This is a genomic window from Thermobifida halotolerans (assembly GCF_003574835.2).
GTDB lineage: Bacteria > Actinomycetota > Actinomycetes > Streptosporangiales > Streptosporangiaceae > Thermobifida > Thermobifida halotolerans.
This window is the reverse complement of the sequence record NZ_CP063196.1, coordinates 3005633-3018727: the sequence shown is the minus strand read 5'-3', so window position 1 is coordinate 3018727 and position 13095 is coordinate 3005633. Positions and strand designations below refer to the sequence as shown.

Below are 13095 nucleotides of genomic sequence, written 5' to 3'. Positions count from 1 at the left end.
GGAGGTCTGAACCGACGGCCGTGACCGGGAGTCGGCCGGGGCTGGCGCTCATCGCGGTGTCGGTGGTGCAGTTCATGGTGTCGCTGGACCTCTCGGTGGTCAACGTCGGGCTGCCCGAGATCGCCGCCGGGCTCGGCTTCACCGGCGCCGAGGTGACCTGGGTGGTCCACGCCTACGCCCTGACCTTCGGCGGGCTGCTGCTGTTGGGAGGCAAGGCCGCGGACCGGTACGGCCGCAAGCAGGTCCTGCTCTCGGGGCTGGCGCTCTTCGCGGTGGCCTCGCTGGCCGGAGGCTTCGCCCAGGACGCCGGCCAGCTCGTGGCCGCCCGCGCCGCACAGGGAGTCGGAGCCGCGGCCCTGGCCCCCGCCGCGCTGGCCCTGCTGACCGAGACCTTCCCCTCCGGCCCTGCCCGGCTGCGCGCCTTCGGCGTGTGGAGCGCGATGAACGCCGCGGGCGGAGCCCTCGGCATCCTCATCGGCGGAGCGCTCACCGAGTACGCCGGCTGGCGGTGGGTGATGTTCGTCAACGTCCCCATGGCACTGGGCGCACTGGCCATGGCCCGGTGGGGCGTTGCCGCAGGCGGACCGGTCCACCGGGACACCCGGCCTGACGTCCTCGGGGCTGTGCTGGCCACCGCCGGGATGACGTTGCTGGTGTTCGGGATCGTGAACACCGAGCACGCCTCCTGGACGGCGCCGGTCACCGTCACCACGCTGGCCCTCGCCGTCGTGCTGCTGATCGCGTTCGTCGCCGTGGAGCGCACCACCAGCCGTGATCCGCTCGTGCGGCTGGGGCTGTTCGCCAACCGGTCCGTTGCCGGGGCGAACGCCTACAACCTGCTCCTCGGCGCCGCCATGGCCTCGGCCTTCTACTTCGTCTCGCTCCATCTCCAGCAGGTGCTCGGGCACGGGCCGGCGCTCACCGGTGTGATGTTCCTGCCCTTCGCCCTCGGCGTGATCGCCGGGTCCGTCGCCGCGGTCCGGCTCGGTGCGCACCTGGCCCCGCGCACGCTCATGATCACCGGCGGGCTGGCGACCGCGGCAGGGTTCGCCTGGTTCGGGCGGATCAGCCCGGACGGGTCGTTCCTCACCGACGTCCTCGGCCCCTCCGTCATCGTCGGTCTCGGCTTCGGGCTCTGCCTCGGCCCGGTCGTCTCCACCGCCACTGCCGGCGTCGACCCGCAGGAGAGCGGTGTGGCCTCCGGCCTGCTCAACAGCTCACGGCAGATCGGAGCCGCGCTCGGACTGGCCGTCCTGGGCACCGCCGCCTCGGCGCGCACCGGCAGCACCGTCACCCCGGAGACCCTCGCCGACGGGTACGCGCTCGGACTGTCCCTCTGCGCGGCGCTGTTCGCAGCCGCCGTGCTCATCGCCCTCTTCCTCCTGCCACCCGTCCGTACGGCAGCACCGGAACCGGTGATCTCAGCCGACCAGTCCGAAAGGAACCACACCCCCGTGACACAGACCCGATACCCGCGACAGGCCCTCGCCGCGATGTACCTGGGGCTCACGCTCACCGTTGCCGCCGTCGCCGCCCTCTACATCGACCAGGCCACCGCGAACATCCTGGCCGCCCACATCCGGAGCGGGTATCCCTCCTACAGTCAGGCCGCCATCGACACCGCTGCCACGACGTACATCGTCTACCTGACGGTCCTCGGCGTCCTCGGCGTCCTCGGCTGGCTGGTCACCATCTGGGCGGCCGGCACGGGGAAGCGGTGGGTCCGCTGGGCCGCGTCCGCGCTCTTCGTCACCGCCACGAGCATCGCCCTGTTCAACCTGCTCGTCAGAGACACCTCCGGCGACACCGGCCTGCCCCCGCTGCTCGGCTGGGCCGGAGTCCTGCCCTGCCTGGCGGGACTCGCCGCGGTCCTGCTCCTGTGGCGAAAGCCGAAGCAGCGGGTCACCGTGTGAACCGGGAGGCATCCCGTCCGAGCACGTCTCGCGCAACGCCGTTCCCAGCGGGCACGGCAGGGGCATCGTTGGCGACCGGGGCAGTCGCGCATCGCCACGCCCCCGCGAGTAGCCGGGTGTCGGAAGGCGCCGGCGGAGGAGCCGAGCCGAGAGCCGGCCTTCTCCGATGACCCGCCGACCGCGCAGCACGGCGAGCGAACGCTGACGGCTGGTCTCCGACCCGGCGGCGGTCTCCTGCAACGCCGCCCCGGGCCGGTGCCGCTCCTCTGTGACGGCCACCCGCTTCGGACTCGGGAGAGCCGCTGCCGGGAAGCGGGAAGCGGTTTCCCAGGGGGCGGCGAACGTCAGCGGAACGGGCCGGGGGAGTTCCCCCTCCCGCTGGACCCACCGGTCCCAGCGGGAGGCGCGGTCGTGAGGACCACGGTCCGTCCGCCGTACACGAGGCGAGATGTACGGACCACCTCCCAAGATCCGGTAGAGTTGTTCCTGTCGCAAGGGGCTATGGCGCAGTTGGTAGCGCGCTTCCATGGCATGGAAGAGGTCTGGGGTTCGAATCCCCATAGCTCCACGTTGAGGCCCGCGTGACCGGTGGATTCCGTCCACCTTCCTCGCGGGCCTGTTTCTTTCGGGGGATGACCCCCGGGCCCCGGTGCGCCGCTCGGCTTCGGCCGTCGTACCTCGCGGCGCGCCCTTGGTCGCGGTCTGCTGTTCGGGACTTCGTCCTCCTCGCGGGGTCGTTTCGTCGTTTCTCCGGGGGCGACCCCGGGCCCCCGATGCGGGGCTTCGCCCTGCGGGTTGGACCTGGCTTGCCCAGGACCCAGGCCTGGGGGCACGAGTCAGTTCGTAGGCGGTTCACGAGATCCCGTCCGATTTCCGATCGGGTGGGATCTCGTCGTTTCCGGGCTCGCCGGAAGAGTGGGTGCACACCGGCGCCGGCACCGGTGCGGCCGAGGTCGGCCGGGGCGTGGAACGGCAAGTATGGCACGGGACACCGGTGACCGGGAAGGCCCTCTCGCTCCCACCGTGACGCTCCCCTGGCCGCGACCGGGCGCCTGTGTCCGGCCCGCTGCGCCGTCGAGAGGCAGTACAAGCGGTTGCATGATTCGAGGTGCCCAATCCCGAAGTCGACGCCGGATGCCGGTGAAGCCGCAGGACACAGGGGTGAGGGGCAGCCGGGATGTCTCAACTTCCTTGCAAACGGTTGCACTGCCCCCCTTGACATGGAAAGCGCTTTCTCTATTCTCAGGGAAAGCACCTCAGTGCTCATGCCCTGCTACGAAAGGTAATCAGTGGGACGATCAATCGCGCGTCGACTCGTGTCGACGCTGGCCACTGCGGCCGTGGTGACGGCTGGTCTGGCCCTGCCGATGTCCCCGGCATCGGCGCAGACCGGCAGCGCCACGGGTTACGCGACCCAGAACGGTGGAACCACCGGCGGCGCGGGCGGACAGACGGTACGGGCCACGACCGGAACCCAGATCCACGAGGCCCTGTGCGAGCGGCCCAGCACCAGCACCCCGATCATCATCGAGGTGGAAGGGACCATCAACCACGGCAACACCTCCAAGGTGTCGGGTGACGGTTGCGAGACCGCCGACGACGTGATCGAGCTCAAGAAGATCAGCAACGTCACGATCGTCGGCGTCGGCAGCGGAGCCGTGTTCGACCAGTTGGGCATCCACATCCGGGAGTCCCGCAACATCATCATCCAGAACGTGACCGTCCGGAACGTCAAGAAGTCCGGCTCGCCCACGTCCAACGGCGGTGACGCCATCGGGATGGAGAGCGGCGTCCGCAACGTCTGGGTCGACCACGTCACCCTGGAGGCGTCGGGCGGGGAGTCGGAGGGCTACGACGGCCTCTTCGACCTGAAGAACAACACCCAGTACGTCACCCTCTCCTACAGCATCCTGCGCAACTCCGGCCGCGGCGGCCTGGTCGGGTCCAGCGAGAGCGACCGCTCGAACGGCTACGTCACGTACCACCACAACCGGTACGAGAACATCGACTCGCGTGCGCCCCTGCTGCGCGGCGGCATAGGGCACATGTACAACAACCACTACGTGGAGCTCCACAAGTCCGGCATCAACTCCCGGGCCGGGGCCAGCGCGAAGGTGGAGAACAACTACTTCGAGGACTCCAAGGACGTCCTGGGCACCTTCTACACCGATGAGAGGGGCTTCTGGGAGGTCAGCGGCAACATCTTCGACAACGTGACCTGGTCCAGCCAGGGCGACGAGAACTACCCCGCCGGTCCCGACCCGCAGTCCAACACGTCGGTGAGCATTCCGTACTCCTACGAGCTCGACGACGCCGGCTGCGTGCCGGAGGTGCTGGAGCAGACCGCGGGCGCGGGCAAGGGCAATCGGATCTCGGACGGCAACTGCGAAGCGGAGGAGCCGACCGACCCGGACCCGACCGATCCGGACCCGACCGACCCGGACCCGACCGACCCGGACCCGACCGACCCGGACCCGACCGATCCGGACCCGACCGACCCTCCCAACGGGACCAACCTCAGCATCGGGGCCGGTGCCGACGGCTCCAGCAAGGCCAGCGGGACCAGCTACGGGAACGTCGTCGACGGCGACATGAGCACCTACTGGTCGCCGAGCGGCTCGACCGGTCGCATTTCGGTCAAGTGGGGCTCCAACGTCACGGTGTCCACGATCAACATCCGCGAGGCGGCCGGAGCCGAAGGCAACATCGGCTCCTGGCGGGTCGTCGACCACGACAACGGAACCGTCCTGGCCACCGGCAGCGGAGCGGGTGTCATCACCTTCGACCCGACGACGCTGCGAAAGATCAACTTCGAGATCACCAGCTCGAACGGCACACCGCGCATCGCCGAGTTCGAGACCTACGCCGGTTAGTCGCCGGACGACGGCGACACCGGCACGGCCTGACCGGCCGAGACCGGGACCGGAATCCCCGATAGGAACAGCCCTGGCGGGCCGAGCCGCCAGGGCTTTCCCATGCACGGTCCCAGACGGCGGCGGCCCGATGAGGGCTTTGCGCCCGCGCCAGGACTCCTGCGGGCGGCAGCCTGGCCCGGGGCTATGCGCAGACCGCGTCGATGGCCGCCGGTGCTGGCTTTTGCCGACCTCCAGGGGAGACGCGGATCCTTGCTCAGGGCCGTGCGCGCGACCGGCTACCGGTTCTTGATCATCCGGTTGACGGGAATGGGGAGGGGCGGCGTAGGCGACGCCGAACCGCTCGCCGATGCGGGCGAGGAAACCGCTGGTCTCACAGAGCCGCACGGCCTTGGCCGCGGTCTGCCGCGCGGTCCTCGACCGGTTCGCCTCGCCGCACCTCTCCGGCGCCGGGCCACGGTCCGCTCCCTGTATCGTGCGCCGCGTCCGCCCTTCGCACGACCCTTGGTCCGCACGTCGGGGAGAACGGGGAGGGCCGTGGACGAGACCCCCGACCGGATCGAGCGGCAGGTGGACAGCGCCGCGTCCGCGCAGCGGGTCTGGGACCCGGTGAGTCGGCCGGGATGGTTCGTCAGCGACGGGGAGGCCGTCGACCACCGGATCACACCGGACGTGGTCCTCCCAGCAGACCAGGACCTGGATGAGAGCCTGCTGCGGTCTGCCACTCATGCCCTTCCTGCGCCCCGGTCCGGGGCCCGCGGAACGGCAGTGTGGGATGCCCTACGCCGCGACCCGGCCATCCCGCCCCTCCACGTCCGGTAGGACCTCACCGTTGCCGCAAGGCACACGGGGCTGTGGCGCCGTTGGCAGCGCGCTTCCATGGCAGGGAAGAGGTCTGGGGGTTCGGATTCCCGTAGCTCCACTCGTCTCCGGACGGTCCGGCGAGGCGACCGAAGGTCACCGAGCAGGGCCGCCTCCGTCGTCTTCTGGCACGTTCCAGACTCCGACGTCCGGCTTCGCCCGGACCGTGTCGGGCGCTTCCGACCCCGGACGCGGGCCCGGAGGAACAGACCGGCCGCCCGTTCCCGCCCGGGGATGCGGCTGTCCGTCGCGGTCCTTCCCGCTGCCGCGCCGCCGGGAGCACACACCGCCTCTCCGCCGCGGGCGCCGAGGACTCCCCGCTCCGCCCGTGGTGACCGTGTGGCCGCCGTGCGGAGCTTCCGAAAACCCCCTGTCGAGGGCGGCGGCGCTGTCCCGCCGCCTCGTGCGTGCCCGGCGGGAGGTCCGGCGGCCGCTTCCGGCGTGCGGCGGTGCCGTCAGCGCCGGACCAGGCGCGGGGTCACCAGGAGGTGGGCCGGACGGGGGGCCGCTCGTGCGCGGTCGACCGCCCGGCTCCGGGAGCCCATCAGCAGGTCGAGGGTGCCGGCCGCGATCTGGTCGGGAAGCTGCTCGACGCTGGCGAAGCCGAGGGCGTCGGCGACGGGCGTGTTGTCGAACCCGACGACAAGCAGGTTGGACCTGCCCAGGTCGGACGCTGCGAGGTGCGCGCCGAGGGCGAGGGAGTCGCTCGCGCACACGACGGCGTCCGGCGGGTCGTCCCGCGAGAGCACCCGCGTCATCGCCCGGCGAGCCTGCGGCACGTCCTCTTCGACCGTGTAGCGCAGGCCGTCGGCGGGGACGCCGTGCGCCTGGAGCGTCTCGCGCCAGCCGCGTTCCCGGTCGTCGCCGGTACCGGACGACGCGGGCCACCCGAGGAAGCCGACACGCCGGGCCCCCTGTTCGAGCGCGTACTCGGTCGCTGCGGCGGTTCCGGCCGCGCCGTCGACGTCCACCCACGGATACCGCGGGGTGCCGACGTCGTCTTCGTCCCACGGGCGTCCGAAGGTCGCGAACGGCACGTCGTGCTCAAGGAGCCACCCGGTACGGGGGTCGCCGCGGAAGGTGGAGGTGAGCACGAAGGCGTCGACGTCGGCCCCTTCGATCAGGCTGCGGAGCTGCTCGATCTCCTCCTCCGGGCTGCGCGCCGTGTAGAGCAGGACGCGCAGCCCCCGCTCCGCCGCCCGCTCGGTGAGGGCGTGCACGTAGCGGTCGAGCACCGCGCCCGAGATGCCGTTGGCGAAGGGGTCGAGGCGGATGCCGATGGTCGAGCTGCGACGCGTCCGCAGACGCCGCGCGGAGGCGTGGGGGCGGTACCCGAGCGCCTCGATCGCCCGTTCCACGCGCTCGCGCGTGTCCGGCCTGACGACCTCGGGGGAGTTCAGCACGTTCGAGACGGTCTGACGCGACACCCCGGCGGCACGCGCGACGTCGGTCACGGTGGGCAGCCGCGGCATCCTCGTCTCCTCGCAATCTGAACGTTCCAAATGAGGTCACCATCCTAGCCTGAGTCCGGGAAGCGCGGGAGGAGGCGGGATCGGCCGCAGGGGAGTGAACTTTCGGAGACCATGCCTTCCGTAGTGGTCTTTCTCCCTTCTCCAGGGGTTGACAACCGACTGAGAGAGAGGGTTGACACGCTGACTGGAGCCGATCTAGCGTAAAGGAATTCTTATTTGATCGATCAAATCGTAGCGGGAGCTGCGTGTATCGAAGGAGACAGGGGTGCAACCACGACGGACGAGGCGGATCGTGACAGCGGCGGCCCTCACGGCCGGCGCTCTCCTACTCACGGCCTGCGGCTCGGGCTTCGACGACGGCTCGGGCGGAGGCGGCGAGCTCACCTCGGAGGACACCGCGCTCACCGTGCTCATCGGTTCGAGCGGTGACAGCGAGACGCAGGCGGTGCGAGACGCCGTCGCGGCCTGGTCGGAGGAGTCCGGGACCGAGGCCGAGGTCATCGCCGCAAACGACCTCACCCAGCAGTTGTCCCAGGGTTTCGCGTCGGGCGAGCCGGCCGACGTCTTCTACCTCTCGAGTGACCACCTCGCCGGCTACGCCGACAACGGCTCGCTCCTCGCCTACGGTGACATGCTTGAGGACCCCGACGCCTTCTATCCGACCCTGGTGCAGAACTTCACCTACAAGGACGAGTTCTACTGCGCCCCCAAGGACTTCTCCACTCTCGCTCTCGTCATCAACAACCGGCTCTGGGAGGAAGCGGGGCTGACCGACAACGACGTCCCCGCCACCTGGGACGAACTGGCGGACGTCGCGAACCGACTGACCACCGACGGCCGTGTCGGCCTGACCTTCAGCGCCGAGTACCAGCGGATCGGCGTCTTCATGGCGCAGGCCGGCGGAGGACTCGTGAACGAGGGCGGAACCGAGGCGATCGCGGACAGCGAGGAGAACGTCGAAGCCCTCGAGTTCGTGCAGCAGATGATCAACGACGGCTCGCTCGCCTTCGCTCCGGAGTTGGGCGCCGGGTGGGGCGGCGAGGCGTTCGGCAAGGAGTTGGCGGCGATGACGATCGAGGGCAACTGGATCGTCGGCGCCATGACCGCCGACCACCCGGAGGTCGACTACCGGGTGGTGGAGCTCCCGGCGGGCCCGGCCGGCCAGGGCACCCTCCAGTTCACGAACTGCTGGGGGATCGCGGCGGACAGCCCCAACCAACAGGGCGCACTCGACCTCGTCGAGTACCTGACCAGCGCGGACGCACAGCTCGGCTTCTCCGAGGCGTTCGGCGCCATGCCGTCGATCGAGGCGGCCGCCGCCGACTGGAACACCGCGAACCCCGAGCTCGCGGCGTTCCTCGCCGGTGCCGACTACGCGAGCGGCGTCCCGACCGTCGACGGTGCGGCCGAGGTGATCAGCGACTTCAACGCACAGGTCGAGCAGCTCGGCTCGGCCGACATCCCGGCGCTGCTCGACCAGGTGCAGTCGAACCTCGAGGCGATCGTCGGATAGCCGTATGAGCTCCCCCTCGACCCCCACACCTCGCCGCGGCGGATCCCGCTTCCCGCACCGGGCCGGCCGCCGCGGCGAGGCCCTCGCCGGCTGGTTCTTCATCGCCCCCGCCGTCGTGATTCTCGGAGTGTTCCTCGCGGTGCCGGTGCTCATGGCCCTGTGGGTGAGCTTCTCCGACTGGAGCGGACGCGGCAGTCCCCTCGCTCCGGGCGTGAACTTCGTCGGATTCGACAACTACGCGGCGGTCCTCACCGGAGGCGGGCTCGCCGAGCGCGACTTCGGCACGGCACTGCGCAACAACGCCTGGTACGTGCTGCTCGTCGTACCGCTCCAGACCGCGCTGTCGCTGTTCCTCGCCGTGCTGGTGAACGGAGCGCTGCTGCGCGGACGCGGCTTCTTCCGCACCGCGTTCTACTTTCCGTCCGTCACGAGCTCGGTGGCGATCACCGTGCTGTGGCTGTTCCTCTTCTCCTCGACCGGAGTGGTGAACAAGGTGCTCGCGGGCTTCGGAATCGGGGGGCCGAACTGGTTCAACGACCCCAGCGGAGTGCTGCACAACCTCTTCGCCCTCTTCGGCATCACCCACGGCCCCGCGTTCCTGACCGGCAACGAGCTCCTCGGCATCTCGTGGTGGGAGTGGCTGGCCGGCCCCTCGGTCGCGATGACGGCGTTCATCCTCATGGCGGTCTTCACGACGTCCGGCACGTTCATGCTGCTCTTCCTCGCCGCGCTGCAGAACATCGGACGCGAGACCGCGGAGGCCGCGATGATCGACGGCGCGGACGCCTGGCAGCGGTTCTGGCGGGTGACCCTGCCGCAACTGAAACCCACGCTGTTCACCGTGCTGACCCTCGGCCTGATCGGGTGCTGGCAGGTCTTCGACCAGATCTACACCGGCACGCAGGGCGGGCCGGGCAAGACGACCCTGACACCCGCCTACCTGTCCTACCAGTCGGCGTTCACCTCGCAGGACTGGGGCGAAGGCGCCGCGATCGCGTTCATCCTGTTTGTCATCATCGTCGCGTTCACGCTGGTGCAGCGCTGGGTGCTCCGCGAACGCCCGGCGGAGAAGCGGCGCCTCCGGGACTACCCGGCCGCAGTCGTCGGAGCGGGGAGAAGGGGGTCCGCGGACACGTCCGGCGCGTCCAGGCCCGGTCGCGCCGCGACCGGCGACGGTTCGGAAAGGAGAACGTGATGACCGCGACGGTCCCGTCCCATACGGCGGCCGCCACGGCCGGGAAGCGGGCACGGACCGAACCGGCCCGCCGTCGGCGGCGGAAGCCGACACGCACGCTCGTGACGCAGTCGGTCCTCTACGCGGTGCTCGTGGTGCTCGCGGTCGTCTACGTCTTCCCGTTCCTGGTGCAGGTGGCGACAGGCTTCAAGACCGACGCGGATGCCGCGGCCGATCCGGTCTCCCTGATTCCGCAGACCTGGTCGACCGCCGCCTACGAACGGCTGTTCCTGAACTCCGACTTCCCGGTGTGGTTCACCAACTCGGCGGTGGTCACCGTCTTCGTGACCCTCGGACGGGTGTTCTTCGACTCGCTCGCCGGATACGCGCTCGCGCGGCTGGAGTTCCGCGGTCGCACGGCGATCTACGCCATGCTCGTCGCGGTGATGGCGGTGCCGATGGTGGTGCTGCTCATCCCGAAGTTCCTGGTGATCAACCAGCTGAGCATCTACGACTCGTACGCCGGCATGATCCTGCCGCTGCTCGTCGACGCGGCGGGGGTGTTCATCATGAAGAACTTCTTCGAGTCGATCCCCAGAAGCGTCGAGGAGCAGGCGCGCGTCGACGGCGCGGGTGTCTTCCGGACGTTCTGGTCGGTTGTGCTGCCGATGGCCAGGCCGGCGCTCATCACGATCGTGATCCTGTCGTTCCAGGGGTCGTGGAACGAGCTGGCGCACTTCATCGTGTCCACCCAGTCGCCGGAGCTGACGACGCTGACCAAGGGCGTGGCGTCCCTCGCCTCGGGACAGTTGAGCCAGGGGACGCAGTATCCGCTGAAGCTCGCGGCCGCACTCATCATGACGGTGCCGGTCGCGGTGGTGTTCTTTGTCTTCCAGCGGCACATCATGAACGCAAGTGAAGGAGCGGTCAAGGAATGACAGAGGCCGTATCCGCGGCTCGGGCCGTGCCGTCGACGGACGACGGGCGCCCGTTGCAGCCGCTGCTGCACGACTCGGTCATCGTGTTCCGGGCCCCGACGCAGGCGTGGTCGGGGCGTGACGGCGACATGGGCGACGCTGCGGTCCACGGGCTGTACCACGGCGACACACGGGTGCTGCGAGCGGCACGGGTGCGAGTCGACGGACGGACGCCGGAGGCGATCTCGCTGTCGACGGCGGGGGCGTCCCGTGCGACGTTTGTGTCTTTGCCGCGGCACCTCGACGGTCCGGGCGCGGATCCGCGGGTGAGGTTCGAACGCGAGCGAGCCGTGGCGGACGGGTCGCTCACGGAGTCCCTGACGCTGCGGTCGCGGGTGGGGCACACCGTCCGGACCGTGGTGACGCTCGAACTCGAACCGGACTTCAGCACGATGCACGCGGTGAAGGCGGGCATCGCCGACGCCGGTGCGGAGTGGTCGGCGGAGCCGGTGGCGGGCGGGGCGCGGGTGCGCTCGGGTGAGACGGTGGCCACGGTGGCGAGCGACGGCTCGATCGCGGTCGACGGCTCCGTGATACGGGTGCGCTGGGAGATCGAGGTCCCGCCGCACAGATCGCAGACGATGACCTGGAGCGTCGCGGTCGAGGACCCGTCGCTCGTCGTGGTGGCGGCGCGGGGCGAGCCGGAGTGGGCCGGATTCGAGGCGAGCAGCGGGGACCCCCGGCTCGACCGCTGGGTGTCGACCGCCCTCGAGGATCTCGCCGCGCTGCGCCTGGCCCGGCCCGACCAGCCGGACGACGCATTCCTCGCGGCGGGCGCACCGTGGTTCTTCACCCTGTTCGGGCGGGACTCGATCTGGGCGGCGCGGTTCCTGCTCCCACTGGGGACACGGCTGGCGGCGTCCACCCTGCGGGTGCTCGCGCGCCTGCAGGGACGGGTCGACGATCCGGTGACGGCGGAGCAGCCGGGCAAGATCATGCACGAGCTGAGGTCGACGCCGTTCGAGGTCCCGGGCGAGGGGATGACGCTGCCGCCGGTCTACTACGGCACGGTGGACGCGACCGCGCTGTGGGTGTGTCTGCTCGCCGACGCGTGGGAGGCGGGGATGCCCGAGGAGGAGGTGCGGGAGCTGCTGCCGACCCTGCGCGGCTGCCTCGACTGGCTCACCGGACCCGCCGACAGCGACGGCGACGGATTCATCGACTACATCGACCGCTCGGGGCGCGGCCTGGCGAACCAGGGGTGGAAGGACTCCGGGGACTCCATCCAGTGGCGTTCGGGGACCCTGGCGGAAGGCCCGATCGCGCTGTGCGAGGTGCAGGGGTACGCGTACGAGGCGGCGGTCGCGGGGGCACGGCTGCTGTCGCACTTCGGCGAGCCGGGAGCCGCGGGACTCGGGGCGTGGGCGGCCGCCCTGAAGTCGCGGTTCGCGTCGTCGTACTGGGTGTCGACACCGGAGGGCCGCTACCCGGCGGTCGCACTCGACGCCCGGAAGCGTCCGGTCGACACGCTCACGAGCAACATCGGCCACCTCATCGGCACCGGCGTTCTCTCCCCCTCCGAGGAGAAGGACATCGCCGCCCTGCTGGTCGATTCCACGATGTCGTCGGGATTCGGGCTGCGCACCATGTCGACGGGGGCGGCCGGGTACTGGCCCCTCTCCTACCACGGCGGCAGCGTCTGGACCCACGACACCGCGATCACCATCCGGGGAATGCGTCGCGCGGGACTGCACGAGGAGGCGGGGATTCTGACCGAGGGGCTGCTGGCGGCGGCCGAGTCGTTCGACTTCCGCCTCCCGGAACTCCACTCGGGGGACCCGCGCTCGTCGTTCTCCGCTCCGTCTCCCTACCCCGCTGCCTGCCGTCCGCAGGCCTGGTCCGCGGCGGCGGCGCTGGCCATGCTCGAGCAGGTGTGAGGGGAGCGGCCCGCGCCCCGCTGAGCCGTGCCACGGGCGGGGCATGCGGGTCCGCCCGTCGGACGGACTGCCTCCTCCGGGGCGCGCGGCGGGCGGGAAACGGCAATGGCCGCGCGTCCGCGCGGCCTCGGGCGCCGGAGCGGTACTCCTCCAAGAACCGGCACGTCGGGCCGGAGACGAACGCGGAGCGGGCGTCCCCGGCCCGACGCGGTCCACACGGCCCCGCTCCGGGGGCGGACTCCGGAGCACGGCGACCGGTCCGCGGCCGGCCGCCGCATCGCGGCGCGAGGCCGCGGACCGGTCGGGGGCCCTTCCGCGCCGCCGCAGCGGTGGGACGGAACCGGGGAGCGGCCGGCCGTGGAGAGGGCACAGGCAGGGGCGGGGCGGTCCTGGCGGCCGTCGTTCGGACCGTCGCCAAAGAGGCGGCGCCGCCGA

Annotated in this window: 8 protein-coding genes and 2 tRNA genes; 9 read left to right on the top strand and 1 reads right to left on the bottom strand. The window is 70.7% G+C overall.

Going from position 1 to position 13095, the window contains the following annotated elements:
- The first annotated feature begins 20 nt into the window (after positions 1–20).
- The 5 genes from NI17_RS13515 to NI17_RS13495 all read left to right on the top strand — a co-directional run bounded on the left by NI17_RS13515 (position 21) and on the right by NI17_RS13495 (position 5708).
- Positions 21–1913 (top strand): MFS transporter, encoded by a 1893-nt coding sequence (locus NI17_RS13515; protein ID WP_170163059.1) that lies wholly within the window; start codon positions 21–23, stop codon positions 1911–1913.
- 495 nt (positions 1914–2408) lie between these two features.
- Positions 2409–2481, top strand: a tRNA-Ala gene (locus tag NI17_RS13510).
- Positions 2482–3202: 721 nt separating this feature from the next.
- Positions 3203–4786 (top strand): pectate lyase family protein, encoded by a 1584-nt coding sequence (locus NI17_RS13505; RefSeq protein WP_119267933.1) that lies wholly within the window; start codon positions 3203–3205, stop codon positions 4784–4786.
- Between the two features lie 537 nt (positions 4787–5323).
- A complete protein-coding gene (locus NI17_RS13500) occupies positions 5324–5608 on the top strand; it encodes a hypothetical protein (RefSeq protein ID WP_068688853.1) in 285 nt (94 codons plus the stop codon).
- Between the two features lie 26 nt (positions 5609–5634).
- Positions 5635–5708, top strand: a tRNA-Ala gene (locus NI17_RS13495).
- 394 nt (positions 5709–6102) lie between these two features.
- On the opposite strand, the gene NI17_RS13490 is transcribed toward NI17_RS13495, so the two are convergent.
- Positions 6103–7119 (bottom strand): LacI family DNA-binding transcriptional regulator, encoded by a 1017-nt coding sequence (locus NI17_RS13490; RefSeq protein ID WP_068688855.1) that lies wholly within the window; start codon positions 7117–7119, stop codon positions 6103–6105.
- A gap of 292 nt (positions 7120–7411) precedes the next feature.
- Here NI17_RS13490 and NI17_RS13485 point away from each other — a divergent pair, with 292 nt between their 5' ends.
- Genes NI17_RS13485 through NI17_RS13470 form a run of 4 tightly spaced genes read left to right on the top strand, consistent with a single transcriptional unit; the run spans position 7412 to position 12660 of the window.
- Complete coding sequence (locus NI17_RS13485; RefSeq protein WP_199859951.1) at positions 7412–8632, top strand: extracellular solute-binding protein; 1221 nt, start codon at positions 7412–7414, stop codon at positions 8630–8632.
- Between the two features lie 4 nt (positions 8633–8636).
- Positions 8637–9827, top strand: coding sequence for a carbohydrate ABC transporter permease (locus NI17_RS13480; RefSeq protein ID WP_068688860.1), 1191 nt, complete (start codon positions 8637–8639; stop codon positions 9825–9827).
- Positions 9827–10744, top strand: coding sequence for a carbohydrate ABC transporter permease (locus NI17_RS13475; protein WP_119267932.1), 918 nt, complete (start codon positions 9827–9829; stop codon positions 10742–10744). Before NI17_RS13480 ends, NI17_RS13475 begins: the two co-directional genes overlap by 1 nt.
- Complete coding sequence (locus NI17_RS13470; RefSeq protein ID WP_068688861.1) at positions 10741–12660, top strand: amylo-alpha-1,6-glucosidase; 1920 nt, start codon at positions 10741–10743, stop codon at positions 12658–12660. The genes NI17_RS13475 and NI17_RS13470 overlap by 4 nt, the downstream gene beginning before the upstream one ends.
- Positions 12661–13095 lie beyond the last annotated feature (435 nt).

Excerpts from the sequence above, each read along its gene's own strand:
- NI17_RS13480 (WP_068688860.1), top strand. The coding sequence starts at position 8,637 with ATGAGCTCCCCCTCGACCCCCACACCTCGCCGCGGCGGATCCCGCTTC.
- NI17_RS13475 (WP_119267932.1), top strand. The coding sequence starts at position 9,827 with ATGACCGCGACGGTCCCGTCCCATACGGCGGCCGCCACGGCCGGGAAG.
- NI17_RS13470 (WP_068688861.1), top strand. The coding sequence starts at position 10,741 with ATGACAGAGGCCGTATCCGCGGCTCGGGCCGTGCCGTCGACGGACGAC.
- NI17_RS13490 (WP_068688855.1), bottom strand. The coding sequence starts at position 7,119 with ATGCCGCGGCTGCCCACCGTGACCGACGTCGCGCGTGCCGCCGGGGTG.